General features: G+C 58.4%; 24 protein-coding genes. 17 read left to right on the top strand and 7 right to left on the bottom strand.

Annotation, left to right across the window (positions count from 1 at the left end; translation table 11 throughout):
- Positions 1–107: 107 nt before the first annotated feature.
- Positions 108–773 carry a YiaD family glycine zipper/OmpA-like lipoprotein gene (locus tag AC1DVV_RS12100; protein ID WP_477665528.1) on the bottom strand — a complete coding sequence of 222 codons (666 nt, stop codon included), beginning with the start codon at positions 771–773 and terminating at the stop codon, positions 108–110.
- A gap of 272 nt (positions 774–1045) precedes the next feature.
- On the opposite strand from AC1DVV_RS12100, the gene AC1DVV_RS12095 reads away from it, so the two are divergent.
- The 3 genes from AC1DVV_RS12095 (at position 1046) to plsY (ending at position 3668) form a co-directional block, all read left to right on the top strand.
- Positions 1046–2107 carry an aldo/keto reductase gene (locus tag AC1DVV_RS12095; protein WP_477702688.1) on the top strand — a complete coding sequence of 354 codons (1062 nt, stop codon included), beginning with the start codon at positions 1046–1048 and terminating at the stop codon, positions 2105–2107.
- A 103-nt stretch (positions 2108–2210) separates the two neighbouring features.
- Positions 2211–2705 (top strand): aminoacyl-tRNA deacylase, encoded by a 495-nt coding sequence (locus tag AC1DVV_RS12090; RefSeq protein ID WP_477702687.1) that lies wholly within the window; start codon positions 2211–2213, stop codon positions 2703–2705.
- A gap of 324 nt (positions 2706–3029) precedes the next feature.
- On the top strand, positions 3030–3668 hold the full coding sequence (gene plsY, locus AC1DVV_RS12085) for a glycerol-3-phosphate 1-O-acyltransferase PlsY (protein WP_457280957.1): 639 nt from the start codon (positions 3030–3032) through the stop codon (positions 3666–3668).
- A 26-nt stretch (positions 3669–3694) separates the two neighbouring features.
- Here plsY and AC1DVV_RS12080 read toward each other — a convergent pair whose 3' ends face one another.
- Both AC1DVV_RS12080 and AC1DVV_RS12075 read right to left on the bottom strand, forming a co-directional pair.
- Positions 3695–4372 (bottom strand): retropepsin-like aspartic protease family protein, encoded by a 678-nt coding sequence (locus tag AC1DVV_RS12080; protein WP_477702686.1) that lies wholly within the window; start codon positions 4370–4372, stop codon positions 3695–3697.
- 7 nt (positions 4373–4379) lie between these two features.
- A complete protein-coding gene (locus AC1DVV_RS12075; protein ID WP_348050062.1) occupies positions 4380–4865 on the bottom strand; it encodes a YajQ family cyclic di-GMP-binding protein in 486 nt (161 codons plus the stop codon).
- Positions 4866–4910: 45 nt separating this feature from the next.
- Here AC1DVV_RS12075 and murB point away from each other — a divergent pair, with 45 nt between their 5' ends.
- The 9 genes from murB to AC1DVV_RS12030 are packed head-to-tail and all read left to right on the top strand — an operon-like array spanning position 4911 to position 17312.
- Positions 4911–5975 carry a UDP-N-acetylmuramate dehydrogenase gene (gene murB, locus AC1DVV_RS12070; protein WP_477702685.1) on the top strand — a complete coding sequence of 355 codons (1065 nt, stop codon included), beginning with the start codon at positions 4911–4913 and terminating at the stop codon, positions 5973–5975.
- Positions 5975–6832, top strand: a complete 858-nt coding sequence (locus tag AC1DVV_RS12065) for a glycine-rich domain-containing protein (RefSeq protein ID WP_477702684.1) — start codon at positions 5975–5977, stop codon at positions 6830–6832. Before murB ends, AC1DVV_RS12065 begins: the two co-directional genes overlap by 1 nt.
- 51 nt (positions 6833–6883) lie before the next feature.
- Complete coding sequence (locus tag AC1DVV_RS12060; RefSeq protein WP_477707197.1) at positions 6884–7171, top strand: hypothetical protein; 288 nt, start codon at positions 6884–6886, stop codon at positions 7169–7171.
- 49 nt (positions 7172–7220) lie between these two features.
- On the top strand, positions 7221–10625 hold the full coding sequence (hsdR, locus tag AC1DVV_RS12055) for a type I restriction-modification system endonuclease (protein WP_477707196.1): 3405 nt from the start codon (positions 7221–7223) through the stop codon (positions 10623–10625).
- Between the two features lie 14 nt (positions 10626–10639).
- Positions 10640–12226, top strand: a complete 1587-nt coding sequence (locus AC1DVV_RS12050; RefSeq protein ID WP_477707195.1) for a class I SAM-dependent DNA methyltransferase — start codon at positions 10640–10642, stop codon at positions 12224–12226.
- Complete coding sequence (locus AC1DVV_RS12045; protein ID WP_477702838.1) at positions 12223–13866, top strand: restriction endonuclease subunit S; 1644 nt, start codon at positions 12223–12225, stop codon at positions 13864–13866. Before AC1DVV_RS12050 ends, AC1DVV_RS12045 begins: the two co-directional genes overlap by 4 nt.
- The gene (locus AC1DVV_RS12040; protein WP_477707194.1) at positions 13863–15488 is read left to right on the top strand and encodes an AAA family ATPase; all 1626 of its coding nucleotides are present in this window, start codon (positions 13863–13865) and stop codon (positions 15486–15488) included. The genes AC1DVV_RS12045 and AC1DVV_RS12040 overlap by 4 nt, the downstream gene beginning before the upstream one ends.
- On the top strand, positions 15485–16321 hold the full coding sequence (locus AC1DVV_RS12035) for an HNH endonuclease family protein (protein WP_477707193.1): 837 nt from the start codon (positions 15485–15487) through the stop codon (positions 16319–16321). Before AC1DVV_RS12040 ends, AC1DVV_RS12035 begins: the two co-directional genes overlap by 4 nt.
- A gap of 4 nt (positions 16322–16325) precedes the next feature.
- Positions 16326–17312 (top strand): DUF5655 domain-containing protein, encoded by a 987-nt coding sequence (locus tag AC1DVV_RS12030; RefSeq protein WP_477707192.1) that lies wholly within the window; start codon positions 16326–16328, stop codon positions 17310–17312.
- Positions 17313–17378: 66 nt separating this feature from the next.
- Here AC1DVV_RS12030 and argG read toward each other — a convergent pair whose 3' ends face one another.
- Positions 17379–18710, bottom strand: a complete 1332-nt coding sequence (gene argG / locus AC1DVV_RS12025) for an argininosuccinate synthase (RefSeq protein WP_477685054.1) — start codon at positions 18708–18710, stop codon at positions 17379–17381.
- A 98-nt stretch (positions 18711–18808) separates the two neighbouring features.
- Positions 18809–19135, bottom strand: a complete 327-nt coding sequence (gene ppnP / locus AC1DVV_RS12020) for a pyrimidine/purine nucleoside phosphorylase (RefSeq protein ID WP_477702742.1) — start codon at positions 19133–19135, stop codon at positions 18809–18811.
- Between the two features lie 230 nt (positions 19136–19365).
- Between ppnP and AC1DVV_RS12015 the strand changes: the two genes are divergently transcribed.
- Together AC1DVV_RS12015 and AC1DVV_RS12010 are read left to right on the top strand one after the other, a co-directional pair.
- On the top strand, positions 19366–19941 hold the full coding sequence (locus AC1DVV_RS12015) for an RNA polymerase sigma factor (protein WP_477650164.1): 576 nt from the start codon (positions 19366–19368) through the stop codon (positions 19939–19941).
- Positions 19941–20711: an anti-sigma factor gene (locus AC1DVV_RS12010; RefSeq protein ID WP_477702741.1), complete on the top strand. Its 771-nt coding sequence runs from the start codon at positions 19941–19943 to the stop codon at positions 20709–20711. The genes AC1DVV_RS12015 and AC1DVV_RS12010 overlap by 1 nt, the downstream gene beginning before the upstream one ends.
- A gap of 75 nt (positions 20712–20786) precedes the next feature.
- On the opposite strand, the gene AC1DVV_RS12005 is transcribed toward AC1DVV_RS12010, so the two are convergent.
- Positions 20787–21494, bottom strand: a complete 708-nt coding sequence (locus tag AC1DVV_RS12005) for a glycine zipper 2TM domain-containing protein (protein WP_457279907.1) — start codon at positions 21492–21494, stop codon at positions 20787–20789.
- Between the two features lie 207 nt (positions 21495–21701).
- Positions 21702–22046 (bottom strand): ArsC family reductase, encoded by a 345-nt coding sequence (locus AC1DVV_RS12000; protein ID WP_477689205.1) that lies wholly within the window; start codon positions 22044–22046, stop codon positions 21702–21704.
- Between the two features lie 198 nt (positions 22047–22244).
- On the opposite strand from AC1DVV_RS12000, the gene pip reads away from it, so the two are divergent.
- The 3 genes from pip (at position 22245) to AC1DVV_RS11985 (ending at position 25459) form a co-directional block, all read left to right on the top strand.
- Positions 22245–23216 carry a prolyl aminopeptidase gene (pip, locus tag AC1DVV_RS11995; protein ID WP_477702740.1) on the top strand — a complete coding sequence of 324 codons (972 nt, stop codon included), beginning with the start codon at positions 22245–22247 and terminating at the stop codon, positions 23214–23216.
- A 49-nt stretch (positions 23217–23265) separates the two neighbouring features.
- On the top strand, positions 23266–24576 hold the full coding sequence (gene folC, locus AC1DVV_RS11990) for a bifunctional tetrahydrofolate synthase/dihydrofolate synthase (RefSeq protein WP_477702739.1): 1311 nt from the start codon (positions 23266–23268) through the stop codon (positions 24574–24576).
- Positions 24577–24667: 91 nt separating this feature from the next.
- A complete protein-coding gene (locus AC1DVV_RS11985) occupies positions 24668–25459 on the top strand; it encodes an SPOR domain-containing protein (RefSeq protein ID WP_477702738.1) in 792 nt (263 codons plus the stop codon).
- Positions 25460–25480 lie beyond the last annotated feature (21 nt).

The following is a 25480-nucleotide window of genomic DNA, read 5'->3' as shown; positions in this document are numbered from 1 at the left end:
TTTCCTTCCAGTAGGGGCCGGGATCTGGCTTTGCCAGTCCCAAGGCGCCTGTCCCCTGCAAGGGGAGGTGGCGCTACACGAAGTGAGCGCCGGCAGGGGTGTGCCAGTTACCTAGTTGCGACCTGCTCAGCCACGTAGATTTCAACGCGGCGGTTCTTGTCACGGCCCTGCTGTGAGTTGTTGTCAGCCACCGGCTCGCGCGAACCGCGGCCGTCCGTCACGATGCGGGTGCGCGCCACGCCGCGGCTGACCAGGTAGTCGCGGGCCGAATCGGCACGGTCAATGGACAGCGGGTTGTTGATGGCGTCAGAGCCGGTGTTGTCGGTGTGGCCGATGATGGTCACTGTCGTTACCGGGTTCTGGTTCAGGCTGGTGGCGAACTGGTTCAGGATGGGGGCGAAGTTCGGCTTGATGGCGGAACGGCCCACGTCAAAGGAAACGTCGCTCGGGATGTCGAGCTTCAGGCGGTTGTCAGTGGTCTGGCTGACGGCCACACCGGTACCGACGGTCGCTTTTTCCATGGCGGCTTTCTGGTCCTGCATTTTCTTGGACCAGATATAACCGCCGCCGGCGCCTACAGCGCCACCCAGAACAGCACCGGTGGCTGCGCCTTTGGATCCGCCAGTTGCCGCACCCAGCACGGCACCTGCAACAGCGCCAATGCCGGCGCCCTTGGCGGTGCCCTGCTGTGTTTCGCTCATGTTGGCGCAGCCGGAGAGTGTCAACGCAGCCAGCGCCGCGCAGGTAATGGATGTGATGGTCAGCTTGTTCATGAAATGTTCCTCGGAAAGTTAATGTCGTTAATCTAGGTATCGGAGTGAAGGAGAACGGTTGTCGGTCTTACTTCAATCAGCAGCGCATTAAAGCGCGGGTGTGTGAATACTAGGCATGCAAAAAGTGAGCAGTTGTAAGACAAGGGCGCGATATAGGCGCGCCTGCACGCCGTTTACGGAGACCTTAAACTAGTCGTTTTGTCAATTCCGTGAATTCCGTCACAGCGTTTTTGCTGTCGTACGGCCTCTTCAATCTCACATGTGACTCCTCCATGAATAAAGTTCAACTCGGCTCCAGCGACCTTCACGTGACCCCCATTTGCCTGGGTACCATGACATTCGGCGAGCAGGTGGATGAGCCCACGTCTCATGCCATCCTGGACCGCTCACTGGAGCGCGGCGTCAACTTTCTCGACACCGCCGAAATGTATTCGGTGCCGGCGCGCGCCGAGACCTGCGGTTCGACCGAAACCATCATCGGCAACTGGTTCGCCAAAAATCCTTCGGCACGCAACAAGCTGGTGCTTGCCACCAAGGTAGCCGGACCTTCGCGCGGCATGCCCTGGGTGCGTGAAGGCAGCGGCATGACGGCTCAAGACATTCTGGCTTCGTGCGATGCCAGCCTGAAGCGGCTGAAGACCGACGTCATCGACCTCTACCAGATTCACTGGCCTGAACGCCACGTGCCGGCGTTTGGCGCGCTGTATTACAACCCTGCGCAAGAGCGCTCTGCCACGTCGATCCATGAGCAGCTCGAGGCACTCGGTGCTTTGGTGAAAGCCGGGAAGGTGCGTTTTATCGGGCTTTCCAACGAAACCCCGTATGGCGTGCACGAGTTTGTGCGCCTGGCCGAGCAGCACGGTTTGCCGCGTGTGGCCACCGTGCAGAACCCATACTGCCTCGTCAACCGCACGGTGGAAAACGGCCTGGACGAAACCATGCACCGCCTGGGTGTCTCGCTGCTGGCTTATTCGCCCTTGGGCTTCGGTTTGCTCACAGGCAAATACGACCAGTCGGGCACTGAAGGCCCGGCCGCGCCCAAGGATGCGCGCATCGCCAAATTCGAGTCGGTGCGCAAACAGCGTTGGGGTCGCCCCGAGGCACTGGCCGCCGCACGGCGCTACAACACGCTGGCGCGTGACAACAAGCTGACCCCGACCCAACTGGCGCTGGCGTTCTGCTACACCAAGTGGCATGTGGCCAGTACCATCATCGGCGTGACCTCGGTCGCGCAGCTGGACGAAGACCTGGATGCCTGGGGCACCAAGCTCACGCCGGAAGTGCTGGCCGAGATCGACAAGATTCGCTGGGAGCTGCGGGACCCCGCGCTCTAGAAATGACTCTCCCCCGAAGCGCCTTCGGCGCCTCCCCCCAGGGGGCGCCACCTGCGGCCCGGCAAAGCCGGTTCCGCGATGGCACTTGAACGGAGGCACCGCAGTGAGTAAGAAAAACCACGTCAGCGAAACGCCGGCTACGCAGTTGTTGAAGGCCAACAAGGTCGACTTCACCGAGCACCCCTACGAATACCTCGAACACGGCGGCGCCCAGCACAGCGCCGAAGTACTTGGCTTCGATCCTTTTACCGTCGTCAAGACACTGGTCATGCAGGACCAGGATGCCAAACCCTTGCTGGTGCTGATGCACGGCAACCGCAAGGTTTCCACCAAAAACCTGGCGCGGCAGATCGGGGCCAAGTCGGTCGAACCGTGCAAGCCCGAAGTCGCCAACCGCCACAGCGGCTACCTGGTCGGCGGCACATCGCCTTTCGGCACGCGCAGGGCGATGCCGGTGTATATCGAGGAAAGCATCCTGGCCCTGCCCAAAATCGCCATCAACGGCGGGCGGCGGGGCTACCTGATTGGTATTGACCCGCAGGTTTGTGTCACCTTGCTGGGTGCAAAATCAGTCAACTGCGCCTTAGAACCTGTTTAATGTCTTTTTGGAGATCGCATTGGCGTGCAATCGGGATGAGTGGATGCTTCGGATGCGCCGCATGGGCTGGAGCCCATGCAAGCTGCCGGGGCGTCCAATCGCCCGATTTCACGCCAACCCTTCGGGCAAGTGCCTTTTCGGGCGATCTGCGGCGTTGCGGCGCTTGCCCATAGCTGGGCTATGGGCTGCACACCGCGCCTTGCATCCCATCCCGAAAAGGTACTTGTGCGACTCCAAAAAGACATTAAACAGGTTCTCAGTATGGACAACGCAACGGGCCACGGCTGAAATGCCGGTGGCCACCACATAACAAGGGAGATGAATTTGGACTACGTGTATTCAGCCGGCGCGACTTTGCTGGCTTACCTGATCGGCTCGCTGTCGTTTGCTGTCATCGTCAGCCGGGTGATGGGTTTGAGTGACCCCCGCAGCTACGGCAGCAAGAACCCCGGCGCCACCAACGTGCTGCGTTCCGGCAGCAAGGCCGCGGCGGCAATCACGTTACTGCTGGACGGCCTCAAGGGTTGGGTGCCGGTGGTGCTTGTCAAATGGTTTGGCGGTGACTATGGCCTCGGCGAAGGCACGATGGCCGCCGTCGGGCTGGCGGCTTTCCTGGGTCACCTCTATCCGGTGTTTTTCCAGTTCAAGGGTGGCAAGGGTGTCGCGACGGCGGCCGGGGTGTTGCTGGGCGTCAGCTGGGTGTTGGGTGTTGCCACGCTGGCAACCTGGGTGATCGTCGCCTTCTTTTCGCGCTATTCCTCACTGGCATCACTGGTGGCGGCCGTTTTTTCGCCGCTGTATTACCTGTTTGGCGACCGGGCCGCCTGGTATGTCGACAAGAACCTGCTGGCCATGATGGTCGTTGTCAGTGCGCTCCTGATCTATCGCCACCGCGAGAACATCAATAAGCTGATCAAGGGAACGGAGTCGAAGCTGGGTGGTTCAAAACAGGCCACCAAATAGCCCGGCCGGCAACGCACCGCGAAGGGCTAATAACGCTTGTCCAGCGTCATGAGGTTGTTGTCGCGTTTCATCTGAAAACGCGATAGAAAACTGTTGCCCAGCAGCAGAAAAGGCATCGGTTGCGGTATGACGACCGCATCCACGTCAAAGACCTCCACGTCACCCACACGTACCGAGTTGAGCTTGACCCGGTAGCCTTGCGTGGTGCCGTTGGCTGTGGACATGCGCACGGGCTGCCCGTCTTTGTAGTTAATGCCAGAGCGCTCCGCATCTGACGCGCTCATGGCAATGCTGGTCGCACCGGTGTCAACCATGAACTGCACGGCTTTTCCGTTGATTTGCCCGGCCGTCATGAAGTGGCCGCCACCGCTCTCGGTAATGGTGATACGGGTGCCTCGTCCTGCTGAGGCGGTGCTGCCGCCGGAGTTCACCGGCGCATCGCCCACCCGCAGCGTGTGCCGCTTGCCGGACTGCTCAATGACAGCCTGATCGCTGGTGGTGGAAATAATCTTTATGCCCTGGTGTGTTTCACCGGGCGCGACACTCTTGGGTGAACCGCCGTTGACCACCAGCAGGGCCTTGGTGCCCATCATGCCGGCCAGTGCCACCGACTGGACTTCGTTCTGCGCCTGTGCCGCGCCGTGCAGCAGCAAAGACGCGGACAGCAAAAATGCTGCTTGGGTGAGGGCGGGCAGAAGATTCATGGCAATCCTAATCGCGACGGTTGTCAAAACTCAGCGGAAAGTCCTTCATCTCCGACAGGATCAGCGCCATGGCGGCCTGCAGGTCGTCGCGCTTGGCGCCCGTGACGCGGACTTTTTCTTCCTGGATGGCGGCCTGCACCTTGAGTTTGCTGGCCTTGATGGCGGCCTGGATCTTCTTGGCGGTTTCGGTGTCGATGCCATTGCGGACCTTGTTGGTCTGCTTGACCTTGTCGCCGCCGATTTTCTCGATCTTGCCGGTGTCCAGAAAGCGCACGTCAACGCCTGCCTTGGCGAGCTTGGAGCGCAGGATGTCATTGATCTGGTCGATCTGGAAGTCGCCGTCGCCGACGAGAATGATGTCCTTGTCCTTCAGCTCGATGGAGGCCGAGGTGCCCTTGAAGTCAAAGCGATTGCCGACTTCCTTGGAGGTGTTTTCCACGGCGTTTTTGACCTTGACCAGATCGGCTTCAAGAACGGTGTCGAAAGAGGGCATGGTGCAAGTCTTTTTTACGGGGGTTGGAGTGAGACAATCACCCGGATGTTAGTCGAGAAAAACGTTCCACTCCAGCATTCCAACACCTTTGGCATCGTCGCCAAGGCGCTCAGCCTGGTGCGGGTGACAAAGGAGGCCGATATTGCCGCGGCTTTGCAAGACCCGGCCCTGAATGCTGCCCCCAAGTTTGTGCTGGGCGGCGGAAGCAACATCGTGCTGACCGGGGACGTCAAGCCGCTGGTGCTCAAGGTCGAAATCATGGGTAAACGGCTGCTCAGGGAAGACGCCAAGGCCTGGATCATTGAGGCAGGCGCCGGTGAAAACTGGCACGACCTTGTCACCTGGACGCTGCAAAACGGCTACCCGGGCCTGGAAAACCTGGCATTAATTCCCGGAACGGTCGGTGCATCACCAGTACAGAACATCGGCGCCTATGGCGTGGAACTGCAAGACCGCTTTGAGTCGCTCGACGCCATCGACTTGACGACCGGCCAGCCATTTACCCTCAATGCCGCGCAATGCGCGTTTGGCTACCGTGATTCGGTGTTCAAGCACAGCAGTTCGGCGCCGGAGTCGGCCGCCCATGGTTTTGGGCTGGAAGGCAAGGCGTTCATCACGCGGGTACGGTTTGCCCTTCCCAAGGCGTGGAAACCGGTGCTGGGCTACGCCGACATTGACAAAAAAATGGCGCAGTCCGGCATCCAGGCGCCCGACGCCCAGCAAATTTACGACTGGATCTGCGAAATCCGCAAAGCCAAGCTGCCTGATCCGCAGGTGATCGGCAACGCCGGCAGCTTTTTCAAGAACCCGACCGTCTCGCCCGAGCAGTGCGCCGACATCATCCAGCGGGAGCCCAAAATCGTTCACTACCACCTCGCCGACGGCACGGTCAAGCTGGCCGCCGGATGGCTCATTGACGCCTGCGGCTGGAAGGGCAAGACCATCGGCAATGCCGGTGTCTACGAAAAACAGGCACTGGTGCTGGTCAACCGCGGCGGCACGGCCGACCCCGTCACGGGCGGCGAGGTCATGACGCTGGCCAAGGCCATCCAGACCAGTGTGTACGAACGCTTTGGCATCCTGCTGGAGCCTGAACCGGTGGTGGTCTGATGGCGACCGCCGCAAAGGTCTACACCGGGCCCGACATCGCGCTCTGGCGCCGCCTGGTGCTGCGCCATGCGCGGCAGCTTGCGGTCGTGCTGGTCATCCTCTGGGTGGTGCTGATGATGGCCGGCGAGGCCGGCTGGCGCAAGCCGACGGGGCTGGCAACCGGAATATTCGGGCTGGTCGCCGCCATGGTGGTGTTGGCGGTGTGGGCAGGCCGCGAACGTGAACGCCTGGTGCGCGAGGCGCCGCTGCCGCAGTTCCTCAAGCGCAAGCTGCGCGACACCTATCCGCACCTGAGCGCCAAAGACACCGAACTGGTCGAGCGCGGGCTGCGGCAGTTCTTCCTGGCCTGCGTGCGCAGCAAGGGCAAGTTTGTGGCCATGCCGTCGCGCGTGGTCGACAGCATGTGGCACGAATTCATCCTGCACACGCGCGCCTACCGTGAATGGTGCGACCTCGTGCTGGGCCGTTTCATGGACCATGTACCGGCTGAAGTGCTGGGCCGCCGGGCTGCCAGCAACGACGGCCTGCGGCGCGCGTGGTACTGGGCCTGCCGCGACGAGGCCATCAAACCGCGCTCCCCCAGCCGCCTGCCGCTGCTCTTTGCCCTGGATGCGAAGCTGGCGATTCCCAACGGCTTTCATTACTTGCCCGACTGCAGCCAGCCTCAGCGCGACGACGGAACAGGCGGTTCAGCGGGCGCTTATTGCGGCGAAAGCTTTTCCGACGGCAGCTACAGCGGCGATGCGGATGGGTTCGGCGGCTCCGACAGCAGTAGCAGTAACTCCAGTGACGCAGGCAGTGATGGCGGTAGCGACGGTGGTGGATGCGGCGGAGGTTGTGGCGGGGGTGGCGATTAGCGCGTGGCGGAGGGACGAAAGAGCAACAAAAAATCCGCCTGAAGGCGGTTTTTGACGGTTGCTATGCTTTTAATAGCTGCTTGCGCCCGTCAGATGGGAGCCCCGAGCATTTTTTATACCGAAAAAAGAGGGTTCTCGCCGAAGAAATCCAGTGCCGGCTCCCGCAGAAGCACCCGCCACGCCGCAATTTCAGAACCCGACGCCTCATTGGCCAAAAAGCTGATTTGCGCCCAATGCCGTGAGAAGATCAGCTTCCCCGAAGGCAAATTCTGCTGGAATAACGCCAAGCGGTTCGGCGGGTTGCAGTATTGGCGAGAGCATCAGGGATTGCTTGCTTGATTAGCTCAGCATTCAAGGCCAATGTGGGGGGACCAGGGAGTGGGACGAAATGCAGCAGAGTATTCAATCTAACTTCGATGTGCTGCGCTCTTACGAGGAGCAGCTCTGGCGCCTGAGTGCCTTGGCCGAGCGGTACTTTGCTGAAGACCCAAACACCTGTTTGCTCAAACTGCGCCAGTTTTCGGAGTTGCTGGCTCAGTCATTGGCAGCGCGCACTGGCCTTTATACGAATCCGGAAGAGACGCAGTACGAGCTCATCCGTCGGTTGCAAGGCGAAGGAGTGTTGCCCAAGGAGGTTAAGCAGGTCTTCGATCAAATTCGCGTTACCGGCAACGCGGCAAACCACGCACTGCGGGGCGATCACGCCGCCGCGCTCTCCACTCTCAAGCTGTGCTGGCAACTCTGCCTATGGTTTCATCGCACATTCAGAGATGCGAATTTTCGCTCTGGCCCATTTGTTCCTCCCAAGCCGCCAGCAGACGAAAGTACTGAGTTGCGCGCCGAGTTAGCTCAACTGCGGCAGGCCGTCTCAACTTTTCACTCGCAGCAGGAGCAGGTAAGCAACGAGCTGCAATCAGCCAAAACGCAGTTGTCGTCAATTAGCGAAGAGCGCAGCATCTGGGAACAATTGGCTACAGAGGCCGATAGGGATAAAGCGCGGCTTGCAGAGCAATTGGCTGCACTGCAAAGTGCCGCCCAAGTCGCTCCAGCCGTTCAGTTCAAATCCTTCTTGCAGTCCGCTGCCACGGCGGCAACGTTGGTTCAGTTGGATGAGGCCGAGACCCGCCGCATCATCGACGAACAATTGCGCCAAGCAGGCTGGGAGGCAGACACTCAAGTCCTACGCTACAGCAAGGGTATCCGACCACAGCGTGGCCGCAATATGGCAATTGCCGAGTGGCCTTGCGATGGCTATTCCGCTGACTATGTGCTTTTTCAGGGCCTTACGCCTACGGCAGTGGTAGAGGCAAAACGAAAAAACGTCGATGTATCCGGCGCGTTGCAACAAGCCAAGCGCTACAGCCGTACCTTTTCTGTCAGCAAAGAAACACTGCTTCATGAACGCAATTGGGGCACGGAATCTGAATACCGCATCCCATTTGTCTTCTCCGCCAATGGCCGCCCGTATCTGCGGCAACTGGCCACCAAGAGCGGCATCTGGTTTTGTGACCTGCGCCACCCAGAGAACCGTAGCCAAGCGCTAGATGGTTGGTACAGCCCGGAAGGGCTGAAAAGCCTGCTGGGTGTTGACGAAGTGAAGGCCCATGCGCAGCTGGACAACACCGAGTTCAACTTTGGTTTCCCTTTACGTCCTTATCAACAGAAAGCTATCCGCGAGACGGAAGTCACTATCAGTAAAGGCCAGCGCGAAATTCTGTTGGCTATGGCCACCGGTACCGGAAAAACCAAAACCTGCATTGCGCTGATCTACCGTCTGCTCAAGGCTAAACGTTTTCGCCGCATTTTGTTTTTAGTAGACCGCTCAGCACTGGGTGAACAAGCCGCCAACTCTTTCAAAGACACCCGCATGGAGCGACTTCAAACCTTTGCGGACATATTCGGCATTAAAGAGCTGGAGGCGCAGTCGCCAGATGACGATACCGCCGTCCACATCGCTACGGTGCAAGGCATGATGCGCCGCGTGCTTTTCTCCGCCGACGGCGTGGCTCCGCCCACCGTTGACCAGTACGATTGCGTTGTTATCGATGAATGCCACCGCGGCTACACGTTGGACCGCGAAATGTCCGATACCGAGCTCAGCTTCCGCGGGTTTGACGACTACATCTCAAAATACCGCCGCGTGCTGGACTATTTTGACGCCGTGAAAATCGGCCTAACGGCCACACCCGCGCTGCACACTACCGAGATTTTTGGTCTACCCGTGTTTACCTATAGCTACCGTGAGGCCGTGGTCGATGGATATTTGGTGGACTACGAACCGCCTATTCAGATCTACACCGAACTTTCGAAGAACGGTATGCACTGGAAGGTAGGTGAAGAGGTGAAGGTGTACGACACGGGCCGTAACCAGGTTGACCTGTTCAAGGCGCCGGATAACATTGATCTCAACGTTGAAGACTTCAACCGAAAGGTCATAACCCGATCTTTCAATCAAGCGATTTGCCAATACCTGGCCCAAGAAATAGACCCTACCGGCAAACGCAAAACGCTCATCTTCTGCGTAAACACTGACCATGCAGATTTGGTAGTAGAAATTCTCAAGGATGCGTTTGAAGCCCAATACGGCAGCGTGGAGGACGACGCTGTCATCAAAATCACGGGCAACGCCGACAAGCCGCTGGAGCTCATCCGGCGCTTCAAAAATGAGCGCCTGCCCAACGTCGCGGTAACCGTGGACTTGCTGACCACTGGCGTGGACGTGCCAGAAATCTGCAACCTGGTATTCCTGCGCCAGGTCAATAGCCGCATATTGTTTGATCAAATGCTGGGTCGTGCCACCCGCCTATGCGACTTTGATGGCGATGCCAAAGACAGCTTCCGCGTGTTTGATGCTGTGCGTATCTTTGAGGCTATTGGCAGCATGACCGCCATGCGCCCCGTGGTAGTCAACCCCAGCATCACCTTTGCCCAGTTAGAACAAGAAATGGTAAGCGTGCAAGACGTAGCGGCGCGCGAGCTGGTACGCGAGCAATTCTTGGCCAAACTTCAAGTCAAAAAACGCCACTTGGACGACAAAGCCGCCCAAGATTTTGAAACTAAAGCGGGCATGAGCCCAGATGCTTTCATCAAGAAACTGCGCGCGCTGTCGGTGGATGAAGTCGCCAACTGGTTCATACAAAATCCCAACCTTGGTGAACTGTTGGACCGTAAGCGTCAGGGCAGCGGCCAACCCGTATTCATCTCAGACCACCCGGATGCACTTGCGGGCATAGAGCGAGGCTACGGCAACGCCAGCAAGCCTGAAGACTATTTGAAAGAATTCAAGGACTTTATTGCCAGCCATGGCAACGAGCTGCCCGCACTCATCACCGTGCTAACTCGTCCGCGCGACCTGACGCGTAAGCAACTCAAAGAACTGGTGCTAGCGCTGGATCAGGCTGGTTTTACTGAGATGCGCCTTGCAGCCGCTTGGCGCGAGCTCAGCAACCAAGACATTGCCGCTCGCATCATTGGCTACATACGCCAGGCCGCCATTGGCGACGCTTTGCTACCTTATACCGAGCGTGTAGACCACGCCTTGCAAGACCTGTTGTCCAAGCCCTTGGCTGGAAAGCCCTGGACGCAGCCGCAGCGAGACTGGCTCAAGCGCATTGCCGCGCAGACCAAAGCAAATATGTTGGTAGACCGGGACGCATTGGACGATCCAGACCTTATATTCAAGCGCGACGGTGGCGGCTTTGCCCGCCTGGACAAATTATTCAACGGCCAGCTCCAGCCGGTACTGGCGGCCTTTAACGATGCACTATGGGCAGACGATCAAAAGTTTGCCTGACGACTTAAGACAACATGACTCAAATCAACCCCGCGGCGTCAGACATTGCCGCCAAGCTCTGGAACCTGTGCAACCTGTTGCGCGACGACGGCGTGACTTACCACCAATACGTGAGCGAGCTCACCTATTTGCTGTTCTTGCGCATGATGAAAGAGACCGACCAAGAAGACAGCCTGGTCATCTTTAAAGCACCCAAGAAGGGCGAACCGGTTGAAAAGATGGACGGCACCCGCTGGGCAGATTTGATGGCTGCCTCTGCTCCTGAGCGCCTGGACCTGTACAAAGAGCTTTTATTGGACTACGGCCTACACGGCAAAGGGAGTGTGCAGCAGATATATGCCAACGCCAGCACGTTCATCACCAAACCGGCCACGCTGTCCAAGCTGGTGGTAGAGATTGATAAGCTGGATTGGTATAGCGTGCAGCGCGACGACCTGGGCGACCTGTATGAAGGTTTGCTGGAGCGTAACGCCAGTGAGAAGAAGAGCGGGGCCGGCCAATACTTCACTCCGCGCGATCTGATTGACAGCATCGTTTCCGTCATGCAGCCCACGCTGAAAGATGTGATCCAAGACCCGGCCTCTGGCACTGGTGGCTTTTTGATCGCAGCCAACAACTACCTGCGTGCCAAATACCCGCCTGACGAGCGCACCGAAGCGCAGCAGCGAAAGTACCGCACCAGCACGTTTTATGGCATGGAGCTGGTGCAAGACACCCACCGTCTGGCGCTTATGAACATGCTGCTGCACGGCATTGAGGGTGGCATTCAGTTCGGCGACACACTTGCCGAAGAAGGCGCTCACTTGCCCGCAGCTACCCTCAATCTCAGCAACCCACCCTTTGGCACCAAAAAAGGCGGGGGCCTGCCCACCCGCACAGACTTTACTTACCCCACCACCAATAAGCAGTTTTGCTTCTTGCAGCACATTTACCGCAACTTGGCGCCGGGTGGCCGCGCGGCGGTAGTGTTGCCAGACAACGTGCTGTTTGAGAGCAATATCGGCGCAGACATACGCCGTGATTTGATGGAGAAGTGCAACCTGCACACTATCCTGCGCCTGCCCACGGGTATCTTCTACGCCCAAGGGGTTAAAACAAACGTGCTGTTTTTCACGCGCGGGAAGAAAGACACTGGCAACACCAAAGAAGTATGGGTGTACGACATGCGCGCCAACATGCCTCAGTTTGGCAAACGGACGCCGTTCACCCGCGACTACTTTCGCACCGTTCCGGACGCCGCACCGGACGTGCCGCGCGACAAGTTTGAAGACGTGTTTGGCACCGACCCGTGCGGCGGTCCCGCTGCCCTGGCCCAGCGGGTGGACGCTGGCGAAGCTGGCCGCTGGCGCAAATACTCGCGCGAGCAAATCAAAGCCCGCGGCGACAACCTAGACATCAGCTGGCTCAAAGACGACAACGCGGAGACTGTCGAAGCCCAGCGGGATGAACCCGCACTGGTTGCCCGCCTGATTCTGCGCGAGTTGACTGATACCATGGCCGACCTGCGCAGCCTACTGGATGAGTTGGGTGAAGATCCTGACGCGGCGTTGGAAGACTTTTTGATTGGTGTTGAAGACAGTGACATTGGAGCAAACACGTGAGTGGGGTGTGGGAAAGCTACCCTCTGCAGTCTCTAGTCATCAAGGTGGGAAGTGGATCTACGCCCAAAGGTGGCTCTGAAGCTTATAAAAAAGCTGGCGTACCGTTAATTCGCTCGATGAACGTCGTATTTTTCGGATTCAAACGGGCGGGTCTGGCTTACATCGACGCAAATCAAGCAGCGCAGCTTGACAATGCCACTGTGAAGGCGGGGGATGTCTTGCTCAACATCACAGGTGCGTCGATAGGGCGAGTGACGTTGGCACCCGACGAGTTTGAGGGGGCAAGAGTGAATCAACACGTCTGCATCATTCGACCGAATGAAGCTCTTGATGCCCGGTTTTTGAATGCCTATTTATCCAGTCCTGCGCTGCAGCGTCAAATTTGGAATGACAACTTTGGAGTCACCAGGCAGGCACTAACAAAGCAGCAAATACTTGATTTCAAAGTGCCTGTTCCCCCCAGGTCCGAGCAAATCCGAATCGTCAACCAGCTCCACACCCTGCTTACCCGCATCCAGTGCTGCAACAACCGCTTCGACGCCATTCCCGCCTTGCTCAAGCGGTTTCGGCAAGCGGTTTTGGATGCGGCGACAAGTGGGCGATTGACAGAGGAATGGAGAGAGCTTGCTGGCTCCACTTTGGACTCTTGGAATACTGTCCCAGTTGGGGATCTGATCACCGGCATACAGGCTGGTCTAAACGTCACTTGCGAAGAGCGTCCGCCGTTAAGCACTGAAAAAGGGCTTGTGAAAATCAGTGCGGTCACGTGGGGTAGGTTTGATGAAGACGAAAGCAAAACGTTGCCCGCAGATTCTGCTGTATCTGAACGTGTACGAATACAAAGTGGTGATTTCCTAATTTCCAGAGCCAATACTTTGGAACTAGTCGGTGCTTGTGTGATCGTCGAGGAAATTAGCAGAAATCTGTATCTGTCTGACAAAGTTTTGAGGCTTTTAGTTGCCGAGGAGCTAAAGCCTTGGCTACTTTTTTGTTTGCGCTCGCGCGCTGGGCGGCAACAAATAGAGTCATTGGCGAGTGGCAATCAACTCTCTATGCGTAATCTTTCACAAGCGAATTTGAAGAGTATTTTGATTCCAGTTCCTACTGTCAAAGAACAAGCAGAAATCATCCGCCGCGTAAAAGCAATGTTTGCTCTAGCCGATCGAATTGAAGCTCGCGCTAGCGCTGCCCGCTTCCAAACTCGGCGCCTAGCCCCACTGACGCTAGCCAAAGCCTTTCGCGGGGAGCTGGTACCGCAAGACCCAGACGATGAGTCCGCAAGTGATTTACTCAATCGGATCGCAGTTGCTCAATCTCAGAAACCGAAAACGCGCATTGCAAAAAAGGGAGTGCAACAAACGCGAAAAGTGAAACTGCAAGATGTAAATCCTGTTGATACGGGTGATGAGCCCTTGGACGAACCCATGAAACTAGATTCCGTACCTTCCAAATACTTGGAAAACCTAGTCCCTGTTGTGGTAGGCGTGAATGCCAAAGAACTGTGGCGAAAATCGAAACTTAGCATTGATGATTTTTACGTTCAACTTAGCAAGGAAATTGACCGAGGTTTGTTAGAAATTGATCCGCACGACGAGTCAAGAATTCATCGAAGTTCCGCCAGCCAAAGAGGTCAGGCATGAGAATCGATTGGCTAAAAATCCCGGCGGACCGAAATTTAAAGAATCTGCATATTGACTTTGACGAGACTGTTCCGATTGCCGTTCTGTTAGGACGTAACGGCTCAGGTAAGTCGAACCTAATTGAAAACATTGTCGAGATTTTTCTTGCATTGGAAAATGCTGAACCGGCTGCGCGCTTTGCCTACGAAATGCAATATTTTTGCCACGGGCATCGAATCTTTGTTGATGCTGATCCAAATCGCCAGAGAGATCGAATCAAGTTTTCTGTGGACGATGCTTCCATCACGCAAGCGGCCTTCAAGCGTGGTATTCGGCAATACCTTCCAAAGTACGTATTTGCGTACTACTCCGGTTGGAATGACCGACTGGAAAAAAAATTCACAGCACCAACACGGAAGTACTATCAATCCAATTTGGACAGCAAAGATTCGGAGGGTGTGCGGCGGTTTTTCTTTTGTAGAAAGGACTACGCGAACTTGGCGCTTTTGGCGCTCTTCTTTGAAGAGCACCCGTTGGCAAATTACATTCGAAAAGAATTGCTTGGAATCGAATCTTTCGATTCGGCATTATTTGTTCTGAAAGCGCCCTACTGGTCAAAATCAAGTGCGCACTCTCGGCCGGAAGGGAATGATTTTTTTTGGGGAGCAAAGGGGAACTTCAGCGATTTTATGGAGAGACTGAGGGCGGCATCGCTGGCACCTATCCGAAATCTTGAACTGACAGAGCCCGATGTACGCGGCAGAAACCAAAGTAGCGAACGTTTGTATTTGTATTTGAAGGACAGAGAGAGTCTGGACAAAATTCGGCTGCCATACGAGACACCAAAGCTGCTGTTCAACCACCTGGAGAGCATGTATCTCAGCGATTTGATTGGAGAGATTAGAGTAGTTGGACGTCGCGAAGACGGCAGCCTTGTTAGGTTCGATCAACTAAGCGAGGGTGAGCAGCAACTGGTGGCTGTGTTTGGGTTGCTGCTGTTCACACAGTCTGATGAGTCGTTGTACTTGCTGGATGAGCCCGATTCCCATTTGAATCCGCGTTGGACTTATGAGTATCGCGCAATGCTAAAGAAGGCATTGTTCCCTGCGTGGGACGACGATCGCGCGGAGTCCGAACCAGATGAAAACCCTATCGACACCAGCGCCCCCCCCGCGACGGCGGGAAATAGCCAAGTATTGATCGCCACACATAACCCATTGATGATCAGTGCCCACCCTAGAACTCATGTTCGGATCCTCAATAGAACTCCTGATGGCACAACGGCACTGCCACCGGAAGATGAGCCTCCAGGGATGAGTATTGACAGGTTGCTGACCAGCGATGTCTTCGGGCTTGAGTCGGCAATGCCTGAGAGTGTGCTAAATCGTTTGTCGAGGCGCGAGGAGCTCGCTTCAAAGCCCGAACGTACACATGAAGAAGATGAAGAGTTGACAAAACTTTCCAGCCAATTGGAGGAAGTCGGATTGATGCGAACGTATCGCTTGCCTGAAGAGAAAGAATTCATCGAAGCAATGCGTCGAAGGGAGCTGCGATCAACTATTGGAATGACAGAGACCGAAATCGCAGAGCGAAACGCACGTGCAGATGCATTGCTCGAAGAGATATTTATTTCAAAACCATGAGGTACATACCACTGCTCGAAAGCAATGGGCCAATCAAAAATGGTCAGGCAGATGCCGCTTGGCTCACCGCAGCGAGCAACTTAACGAAGCTGCTCAGTGCGGCCCCGAATAAGGCGGCAAGGGATGCAATCCTTGACACGAAAGCCAACGAGATTTGGGGCGAGGTGAAAGATTGGTTGCTATCGTTATCGCACAACAAATGCTGGTTTTCTGAGGCCGAGGATCATTTTTCGAATAGAGATGTAGAGCATTTTCGGCCAAAAAAAGCCTGTAAGAGATTGATGGGCCAACGAAAGACTACCTATGAAGACGGCTATTGGTGGTTGGCATACGACTGGAAGAATTACCGTATTTGCGGAAATGTTGGCAATTCAAAGAAGGGAATCATGTTTCCCTTGCAACTCGGCAGCTTGGTTGCAACTTTTGGTGGGCACTCGTATTTGAACGAAAACCACATGCTTCTTGACCCGGCCTGTCCCGCTGACCCTCCATTGCTTGATTTCATCGAAACGGGAAAGGCTGTTCCCCACCAGGACGCGGATGCAAATGATCGCGAACGTGTGGAGAAAACTGTAGTGCACTTAAAGTTGGATTTTGAGAAACTTGAAGAGGCGAGAGCGAAAATTTGGATGAAATGTCGGCTTTTGATTCAGGAGTGTCGCGATATTGCTGCCGCAGGAAATATGGGGCCGGCGGAGAGAGTGTTAGTTGAAGGTAAAAGGAATGAATTGCGTGCGATGGTTCAGCCTGAGGCTCCGTTTTCTATGACTGCGGCGGCATGCCTTAGAAAGAGTGGCGTTAGTTGGGCTGCTGCAATTGCAACTGGAGCTTGACCATATGAGCGACATCAAAATTTTCCGGCTCTCCGGCGGCAACGCCAACGAATTGCAAGGCAGTGCATCCGATCTGGAGAAGCCTCTTCAAACGCTAATTGAAGCCAACTTACAGCCCCTACTAAATATTCGCTTCGTTGCCAGCGAGCATTCAACGGGGAAAACACATGGCGGGCGCATTGATTCGCTGGGGCTTGATGAGAACCATTGCCCGGTGATTCTGGAATACAAGCGCTCGGTGGGGGAGAACGTCATTAATCAGGGCTTGTTCTATCTGGATTGGTTGATGGACCACAAGGCCGAATTCAAGCTCCTGGTCTTGGACAAGCTGGGTACCGCGGCGGCGGACACCATCGACTGGAGCGCGCCGCGCGTGGTGTGCATCGCGGCGGACTTCACCAAATACGATAACCATGCAGTGCAGCAGATTGGGCGAAATATCGACCTGATTCGCTACCGTCGGTTTGGAGAGGATTTGCTCCTGTTGGAGTCTGTCAACGTGGGGAGCGACACCGCTAGCAAAACCGGCGCACCCAAGAGCGCCAAAGCCTCTGGCGGCAAGGCGGAGGCTCTAAGTAACGCGGTGTCTATGCCTTCTGAAGCCGTAGGCACCAAAAGTACAGGACCAGACAAGTCGTTTGCCGAGCTGCTGCCGACTCTATCCGAGCCAATGCAAGTGTTGCTAGCCTCTCTGGAGGATTACACCTTGTCGCTAGGGGACGATGTTCAGCGCAAGGAGCTACGTTTGTACGTGGCCTTCAAGCGCCTGAAGAATTTCGCCACAGTAGTGCTGCACCGTAAAAATTGCTTGTTCTTGTTCCTGCACCTAGACCCGGCAACCGCGGTGCCGGTGCTATCCAACGCACGTGACGTGACCAACATTGGCCACTGGGGCACAGGGAACTTGGAGGTGGTCTTATCTTCATTGGCGGACTTGGAGGCAGCTAAGCCTTTCATTGCTGCTGCCTACGAGGGGCGGAACCCCGGTTAACGACAACGCCCGCCAAGCTTTAACTTGGCGGGCGTTTCTTTTTATTGGTGATAAGTCAGTTCTGACTTACTTACCCAGCTTCAAAAAGTCATCCCCCTTGCCCAGCTCCAGCATCCCGGCATTGGAATAAATCCCCAACTTGGCGCGGGTGTCGGTAATGTCCAGATTCCGCATGGTCAACTGCCCAATCCGGTCCAGCGGCGAAAACGGCGCATCTTCCACCTTCTCCATACTCAGGCGCTCAGGCGCGTAGGTCAGGTTGGGTGATTCGGTGTTGAGCAGCGAGTAATCGTTGCCGCGGCGCAGTTCCAGTGTCACGGTGCCGGTGATCGCGCTGGCGATCCAGCGTTGGGCGGTTTCGCGCAGCATGATGGCCTGGCTGTCGAACCAGCGGCCCTGGTACAGCAGGCGGCCTAGCTTGCGGCCGTTGTCGCGGTATTGCTCGATGGTGTCTTCGTTGTGGATGCCGGTGACCAGGCGCTCGTAGGCGATGAACAGCAGTGCCAGGCCCGGGGCTTCGTAGATGCCGCGGCTCTTGGCTTCGATGATGCGGTTTTCGATCTGGTCGCTCATGCCCAGGCCGTGGCGGCCGCCGATTTCGTTGGCCTTGAGGATCAGGCTCACCAGGTCGGGGTATTGCACGCCGTTGAGCGCGACGGGGCGGCCTTCTTCAAAGGTCACGCTCACTTCTTCGGCCTTGACGACGCAGTCGTCTTTCCAGAACGGCACGCCCATGATGGGGTTGACGATCTTGATGCCGCTGTTGAGGTTTTCCAGGTCTTTGGCTTCGTGCGTGGCGCCCAGCATGTTGCTGTCGGTGCTGTAGGCCTTTTCGGCGCTCATCTTGTAGCCAAAGCCGTTGGCCGTCATGAAGGCGCTCATCTCGGCGCGGCCGCCCAGTTCGTCAATGAACTGCTGGTCCAGCCAGGGCTTGTAGATCTTCAGCGCGGGGTTGGTCAGCAGGCCGTAGCGGTAGAAGCGCTCGATGTCGTTGCCCTTGAACGTGGAGCCATCGCCCCAGATGTTCACGTCGTCCTGCTTCATCGCGCTTACCAGCATCGTGCCAGTCACGGCGCGGCCCAGCGGCGTGGTGTTGAAGTAGGTCACGCCGGCGGTGGTGATGTGGAAGGCGCCGGATTGCAGCGCGGCAATGCCTTCAGCGGCGAGCTGTGGGCGGCAGTCGACCAGGCGGGCCTTGATGGCGCCGTATTCCATGGCCTTGCGCGGGATCTCGTCGTAGTCCGCTTCGTCGGGCTGGCCCAGGTTGGCGGTATAGGCGTAGGGCAGGGCGCCCTTCTGTTTCATCCACAACAGCGCGGCGCTGGTGTCCAGGCCGCCAGAGAACGCGATGCCGACCTTTTGGTTGGCGGGGATGTTTTGCAGAATGGTGTTGGACATGTTTTAGGCCTGAATATCGCTGAAAGCCGCGTAGAGATTGCGCGAGCAGCTATGAAAAAAGGAGCGAAAGATCGGTTGGGGGTGGACTTGGACGCTTTTTAACCGAAGTGGCAGATGTAGTGGTAGGCGGCTTCACCGTCGGCCACGCGGATCTCGAATTTGGCATTGCCGGGCACGCTGAATTTTTCGCCGGCTGAAGACTTCACCCAGTTGTCGCTGCCGGCCAGCTTGTATTCGCAGGCGCCGGCCACGCATTCCATGATTTCGGGCGCGCCGGTGTTGAAGGTCAGGGTGGCCGGCAGGATCACGCCGACCGATTTTTTGGTGCCGTCGGCCAGCGTGATGCCGTGGCTCACACATTTGCCGTCAAAGTAGACGTTGGCCTTGGTGATCACGCTGATGTTGTCGATTTGTTCGGTAGGCATGGGAAGGTGCTGAAAAGAGACTGAAAGAGGCGGGAAGAGACAGAAAAGGACGAAAGGGGCCGTTCCGGGCTGCGGGAAAGCACCGCGTGGCGCCCAAACCGTTGATTTTAGGTCACCCGGAGCCCTTCGCCGGGCCCGCGGTGAATCCGGTTGGCCCTTTGTGGCGTATCCCCAGTACCCGCCGCCTGCCGGTGTTTCCCGATAGCCACCAATACCTGACAATGTTCTTCATGAAGCCAGAAAGCCCGGACAGACAATTGATCGCGCTGATTGACCGCGTGGCCCAGGCCGATGAGTCGGCCCTGCGGGAGCTGTATGAGCTGACTTCGTCCAAGCTCTACGGTGTCGCGATTCGTGTGGTGACCAACCGTGAATGGGCTGAGGACGTGTTGCAGGAGGCCTTCTTCAACATCTGGCGCATTGCAGGCGACTACAAGGCGACCCTGTCGCCGCCCATGGCCTGGATGGCGCTGGTGGTGCGCAGCCGCGGCCTGGATTTTTTGCGGCGCCGGGCTTCGGACCGGGCCGACCTGATGCAGGAACTCGACGATGTGATTTCCGACACCGTGGCCGGCGACTCGCCCAACCCGATGGACACGACCCAGGCCAGCGAGCAGGCCTGGGCTTTGCATCAGTGCCTGGGCCAGCTGGAGCACAAACAGCGCGAGGTGGTGAGCCTGGCGTATTTGCGGGATTTGAGCCATGGCGAGCTGGCCGAGCAGCTCAAACTGCCTTTGGGTACTGTCAAAACATGGATCCGGCGCGGGCTGGAGCAGCTTCGCGGTTGCATGGCGAGGTTTGCCTGATGAATTTACAAAGTAATCCCGCCCTGATGGAGCAACTGGCGGCCAGCTACGCGCTGGGCACCTTGCGCGGCGGCGCGCGTCGCCGGTTTGAGACGTTGGCACGCGACAACGCCACTTTGCGCGCGGCGGCGCTGGTCTGGCAAAGCCGGCTGTCGTCCGTCGCCGAATTGCAGCCGCAAGAGGCGCCCAGCCCGGTGGTTTGGAAACGCATTGAAAACCTGGTGCGGGCCGACAAGGAGGCGCGGGCCATGCAGGCGGCGCGGGCCGCTCCGAGTGCCATGGGTTGGTGGTCCAGCCTGGGCCTGTGGCGTGGCGGGGCCGTGGCGGGCGCACTCGCGACTGCGGCGGCGGTTGTCGTGGGGCTGAACGTGAACGGCCGGCTGAGCGGGCAGGTCAGCGAGCTGACCGCCAAACTGACAGCCACGCCCGAGATCGAATACGTGGCAGTACTGACCGATGACAAGGCTTCGGCGTCGCTGCTGGTGACGTTTGACCCGAAGAACAAAACACTGTCGCTCAAGCGAGTGGGCAGCTTCAGGGAGCAGCCCGACAAGTCCCTGGAACTCTGGGCTTTGCCGCCCGGCGCGGCGCCCAAATCACTGGGTGTGATGAGTGCAGACCCGGTGGTGCGCCTGACCGCCGCGGGCACCGACATGCGCCAGGTACCGACGCTGGCGATCACCCTGGAGCCCAAGGGTGGTGTGCCGCCTGGCAGCGGGCCGACCGGGCCGGTGCTGTTCAAGGGCGCGCTGATTGAAACGCCCAAATAGCAACAGTCGAATATTCGCGGACAGCAAAAAGGGGCGTTGCAAACGCCCCTTTTTTTGGTTCTGCCGGACCGCGATTTAACGCCAGTGACGGTGGCCACCGTAGCCCCGGCTGTAACCGAAGTTCAGCGACAGGCCGATAGGTGCGTAGTACGGCTGGTAATAGGGACGGGGGTAGTAAGCCGGGTAAACCACCGGCTGCTCTACATATGTCACAGCAGGCTGCACGTACACGGGCTGGGGTGCCGGTTGCACATAGGTCTGGGGCTGCTGGGGCGCAGACTGGAAGGTCTGCGGCGCGGGGGCCATGGCGCCGACCGGCGTGACCTGCAGGCGCACATACTGGCCGGGGTCGGTGGCCATCTGCGTGCTGTACTGCGTGCCCTGGTATTCGTACACCACGTTGTAGTGGCTGGGGCGGTTTTCGTAATAGGTTTGCGTTGTGCACTGCTGCACGTTTTGAACCTGGTTGTTTGAGCCTTCGATGCGGTCGCCAACGATGGCGCCGCCCACCAGCCCGATCATGGTGGCAACCGCACGGCCGCCGCCATTGCCGATGGCGTTACCGGCTGCACCGCCCGCAAGGGCGCCCATCAGCGCGCCTGCGCCCGAGTTCGGTTGCTGGACGACGACGGGTTGGTTGCTGCAGACCTGGCGCGGTACGGCCACTTGCTGCACCACCGGCGTGCTTGAAATCACCCGGGCCAGGATGTCCATGGCGGAGGCGGGTACAGCAGCCAACCCGGAGGCGGCGGCAAGAGCAGAGAGAACAAGCGCTTTTTTCATGATTCAACCCTTTTCAGCACGTGGCTGAAGTTGCGCCGCCGGAAGGGGTCACCCTGGTCGGGTGATGGCTCGGATGGCAAACGTAATTTTAGTAAGTCAGAGTCATTTTGGGGCGCGGAGTTCGGTAAATCGACGGTAAAGCTGCCCTTTTAATCCCGTTGGAGGCAAAACAGGCTGCAAAACGTAACCGGTCGGCCTGCCGTGCGTTCAAACCCTCGCAGCCCAGCCCAGGGCGTCAAAACCCACTGTGATGTCCTTGCCCCAGTCCACCACGGGCCGCTTGATGACGCTGGGGTTGGCCAGCATCAGTGTTTGCGCGCTGGCGCTGTCATGCACACCGGCCTGCAGCGCCGGGTCCAGCTTTCGCCAGGTGGTGCCCTGGCGGTTCAGCAGCTTTTCCCAGCCTGCCGCCTGGGCCCATCGCGCCAGCTGGTCGGGCGGCACGCCCTGCTTCTTGAAATCGTGGAACTGGTAGTCAACACCTTGTTCGCCGAGCCATGCGCGGGCCTTTTTGACGGTGTCGCAGTTGGGGATGCCGTAAAGAATGATCATGGCCTGATTTTCGCAGATTTAAGGGAAATAGGCCTTCCGGCCAAGCGGTACTTGCGCAAGCAGCTATCAAATTGGTAGCGTTTCTGCGAAGGCAGGCAAGGGCCTGGACGCGTGGGCGAGCCTTTGGCAAGGCTGGAATAATGAAGAACGCCGACCGGCCCAACCCTTTGTGACCTTTTTGTATGGATGCCTTGCCTCATGACCGCTGCTTCAGCCACGCGCACTGCCCCCGCCGTTCTTTACCCGCCTCTCGAACCTTTCCGCACGGGCATTCTTGAAACGGGTGACGGCCATTCGGTGTATTGGGAGTTATGCGGCAACCCCAAAGGAAAGCCGGCGGTGTTTTTGCATGGTGGTCCGGGCGCGGGCTGCTCGCCGGAGCATCGCCGCCTGTTTGATCCCGAACGCTATTGCGTGCTGCTGTTCGACCAGCGCGGCTGCGGCCGTTCCCGCCCCAGCGCCTCGCTGGACAACAACACGACCTGGCATCTGGTGGCCGATATCGAACGGTTGCGCACCCTGCTGGGTGTGGAGCGCTGGCTGGTGTTCGGCGGTTCCTGGGGCAGTGCGCTGGCATTGGCGTATGCCCAGGCCCATCCGGCCCGCGTGTCGGCGCTCGTCGTCAGGGGTATTTTTGCGCTGCGGCGTGCCGAACTGCTCTGGTACTACCAGGAAGGGGCGTCCTGGTTGTTCCCTGATTTGTGGGAAGAGTTCATCAAACCCATTCCCCAGGCAGAGCGCGGCGACCTGATTGCCGCCTACCGCAAACGCCTGGTGGGTGCTGACCGTGCTGCGCAACTGGCGGCTGCCCGCGCCTGGAGCCTGTGGGAAGGCCAGACGATTACGTTGTTGCCCGACCCGTCTTTTACCGCCCAGCATGGGGACGACGCTTTCGCCCTGGCATTCGCGCGCATCGAAAACCATTATTTTGTGCATGCTGGCTGGCTCGAGGAAGGCCAGCTGATCCGCGACGCGCACAAGCTGGCCGGGATTCCCGGTGTCATCGTGCAAGGCCGCTACGACGTCGCCACGCCAGCCAAAACCGCGTGGGACCTGCACCGCGCCTGGCCCGAGGCTGAATTCCACATGATTGACAACGCCGGCCACGCCTTTAACGAGCCCGGCATCCTGCGCCAGCTGATAGCCGCCACAGACCGCTTCGCTGGCTGAGTCTGTCTGACGCCGGGGTTTTATGCCCTGCGCGACAATGCTGGACTGTATGGACAAACCGAACACTCTCGACGACTGGCTCGCCTACTGCGAGCACCTGCACCCTGTCGGCATCGACATGGGCCTGACGCGCATCAGCGCTGTGGCCAAGCGCATGGGCCTGGCCTTTGACTGCCCCATCATCACGGTGGCGGGCACCAACGGTAAGGGCTCGACCTGCGCCATGCTCGAAGCCATCCTGCTTGAGGCCGGCTACCGCACCGGCGTCTTCACTTCGCCGCACCTGGTGCATTTTGAAGAGCGCTGCCGGGTGCGCGGCGACATCGTGAAGGCTGACGAGTTGGTTGCGCAGTTCGCGCGCGTCGAGGCGGCGCGCACGCAGGGCGGTGACGCGATTTCGCTCACCTACTTTGAGTTCACCACCCTGGCCATCCTGCAACTGCTGGCCGATGCGAAGCTTGATGTCGTCATCCTTGAAGTCGGCCTGGGTGGTCGGCTGGACGCCGTCAACATGCTGGACGCAGACTGCGCGGTGATCACCAGCATCGACCTGGACCACATGGAATACCTGGGCCCCGACCGCGAAAGCATTGGCCGCGAAAAAGCCGGCATCATGCGCGCCGGCAAACCGGTCATCGTGAGTGACCCGGTGCCGCCGCAAAGCATCATTGATTACGCCGCCGCAGTGGGTGCTGACTTGTGGCGTTTCGGCACCGACTTCAATTTCTCGGGCGACAAACAGCAATGGGGCTGGGCAGGGCGCGGGCGCAGGTATGCCGGGCTGGCGTACCCGGCGCTGCGCGGCGCCAACCAGCTGGTCAATGCCTCGGGTGTGCTGGCAGCGCTGACGGCCTTGCGTGAGCGCCTGCCGGTGACGGCCCAGGCGGTGCGCAACGGCTTGTCAATGGTCGAACTGCCGGGGCGCTTTCAGATCGTGCCCGGCCAGCCCACGCTGGTGCTGGATGTGGCGCACAACCCCCATTCGGTGGCCGCGCTGGCCGAAAACCTCGATGCCATGGGCTTTTACCCCTGCACACACGCGGTGTTCGGTGCCATGGCCGACAAGGACCTCGCGCCCATGCTGGCACGGGTGGCGCCGCTTATCGACAAGTGGTATTTCACCGATTTGCCGACGCCCCGGGCCGCTTCTGCCGAGGATTTGCAGGCCAGGTGGACGGCGGCCAATACCCGGCCTGATGCAAGCGCCGGCACTTACAAATCCCCCGAAGCGGCGCTGCAGGCGGCGGTCGGGGCCGCAACCCCCGCTGATAGAATTGTCGTGTTCGGCTCCTTCTACACGGTGGGCGGCATTTTGAAGGACGGTGTGCCGCGTCTTTCGGCCCCGCACCTGGCCGCCTGAGACCTGACAAGCGGCCCGCAACGCGTTCAAAAAAGGGCCGTCAGCCCGCGTTCACCGTTAACGTCACCCCTTATCGGATCCAAGCCACACCATGCCGTTTTTCAACTTCCGCCGGGGCGGCTCCAACGCTGCCTCCAATGCCGGGTCAGCCGCTCAAACGGAAAGCGTGGAAGTGATTCGCAAGCGCGCCAAACACCGGCTGATCGGCTCTGCCGTGCTGGTGCTGATCGGCGTGTTGGGTTTCCCGCTGCTGTTTGACACCCAGCCCAGGCCCATTCCGGTCGATATCCCGATTGAAATTCCCGGCAAAGGCACGGTCAAGCCCCTGGTGATTCCCGGGCCCGGTGCCCCGGCAGCCACTTCCGCATCTGCCCCCAAGGTGGCCGACAAGCCCGCCGAAAAAGTGACCGCTGACGCCAGCCTGGCGCCCAAGGAAGAAATTCTTTCATCAAAACCGGCCCCAGCCCTTGCTGCATCTGCGCCAGCAGCTATCAAAAATGAAGCAAAACCGGAAGCCAAACCTGAGGTGAAGCCCCCGGTCAAACCGGAACCCAAGCCGGCCAAGCCCGCTGCGAACGACGACGCCACACGTGCCGCCGCACTGCTGAACGGCACCGCCGCGCCGGCCGCCAAACCGTCTGCCAGCGAGGCGGATGGCCGTTTTGTGGTTCAGGTCGGCGCGTTTGCCGATGTGGCCAAGGCCCGCGAAGCGCGCCTGAAGGTGGAAAAGGCGGGCCTCAAAACCTATACACAAGTGGCGGAAACCAAAGACGGCAAGCGCATCCGGGTCCGCGTGGGCCCGTTTGCCACCAAGGCCGAGGCCGACAAGGCGGCGACCAAGATCAAGGGCCTTGATTTACCCGCTGCCATCCTGACCTTGTAATGGGTACTGCCCCGGTGGTGT

The organism is Polaromonas sp. P3_B4 (assembly GCF_056402835.1).
Note: the sequence above shows the minus strand (reverse complement) of the source record. Positions and strands in the feature narration are given on the sequence as shown.